At 74.1% G+C, this 1,038-nt stretch carries 3 protein-coding genes; all 3 read left to right on the forward strand.

What is annotated here, in order from left to right; translation table 11 throughout:
- Positions 1–137: 137 nt before the first annotated feature.
- Complete coding sequence (locus AX690_RS19610; protein WP_066686194.1) at positions 138–422, forward strand: GTA-gp10 family protein; 285 nt, start codon at positions 138–140, stop codon at positions 420–422.
- On the forward strand, positions 419–601 hold the full coding sequence (locus AX690_RS19615) for a phage tail assembly chaperone (protein ID WP_066686195.1): 183 nt from the start codon (positions 419–421) through the stop codon (positions 599–601). Before AX690_RS19610 ends, AX690_RS19615 begins: the two co-directional genes overlap by 4 nt.
- A partial coding sequence (locus AX690_RS19620) for a phage tail tape measure protein (protein WP_066730526.1) occupies positions 598–1,038 on the forward strand: 441 nt, incomplete at its 3' end. The genes AX690_RS19615 and AX690_RS19620, both read left to right, overlap by 4 nt.

Genomic DNA, 1,038 nt, shown 5'->3' on the forward strand with positions numbered 1-1,038 from the left:
CTCGTGTCATCCCGGAAGCCTCGCAGAGGCTATCCGGGACCCAGGGGTTGCAAGAGTGCTGCGCGCACCGCCCCTGGGTCCCGGCTCTTCGCTTCGCTACGGCCGGGATGACACGCCATTATTGAGGTTCAAGAACCATGCTCCCGCCCAACCCCGCGCGCGGCGAGGTCGTCGTGACCCTGGCCGGCGCGCCGCGACGCCTATGCCTGACCCTGGGCGCCCTGGCGCGCATCGAGGCCGCGCTTGACCTGTCCGACTGGTCGCAGCTGCCCGACCGCATCGCCACGCTGAGCGCCGCCAACCTCTTCGCCGTGCTGGCCGCCTTGCTGGAGGGCGGCGGCGAGGCGCCGGAGATCGCCGCCCGCGCCACGGTCCCGGAGGCCGCCTCGGCCCTGGCCGTCGCCCTCGCGGCCTGCGGATGAGCGCTTGGAGCGCGCCGCTGCGCCTGGCGCTCAGCCTGGGCCTGCCGCCCGAGGCCTTCTGGCGGCTGTCGCTGAAGGAGTGGCGCGCGCTGACCGAGGCGCCGCCCGCGCCCGTGCTCAGCCGCGCCGACCTCTTCGCCCTGATCGCCCGCTATCCTGATGAGGAGATCCCCGCATGAGCTTCGACCCAGACGGCCTTTCGGCTGTTCCTGCCCGCGCCGCCGAGGCCGCCGCCGCGCTGGACAGCCTGAAAGCCCCAGCCGAGCGGGCCGCGCGCTCGATCGACGAGGCCTTCGCTCGCGCCGGCGCGTCGCTGGTCAAGTCCTTGGCCCGCGCGGCTTCGGACGGCCAGGTGTCGCTGGCCGAATTGGCGCGCGCGGTGCTGGGCGCGGCCGGGGCGGCGTTGAAGGGCGGAGGATTGGGCGAGGCGCTGTCGAAGAGCTTTGCCGGCGCCCGGGCTGATGGCGGCCCGGTGCTGCCGGGCGGCGCCTATCTGGTCGGCGAGCGGGGGCCGGAGGTGTTCCGCCCGGCCTCCGCGGGAAGCATCGAACCGGTCGGAAGCGGCGGGGTGTCGGTAACGATCAATGTCCAGGGCGGAGAGGCGTCGGGCCTGGTC

Source organism: Caulobacter sp. CCH9-E1 (genome assembly GCF_001556515.1).
GTDB lineage: Bacteria > Pseudomonadota > Alphaproteobacteria > Caulobacterales > Caulobacteraceae > Caulobacter.

Coding starts and splice junctions, on each gene's coding strand:
- AX690_RS19610 (WP_066686194.1), top strand. CDS start 138: ATGCTCCCGCCCAACCCCGCGCGCGGCGAGGTCGTCGTGACCCTGGCC.
- AX690_RS19615 (WP_066686195.1), top strand. CDS start 419: ATGAGCGCTTGGAGCGCGCCGCTGCGCCTGGCGCTCAGCCTGGGCCTG.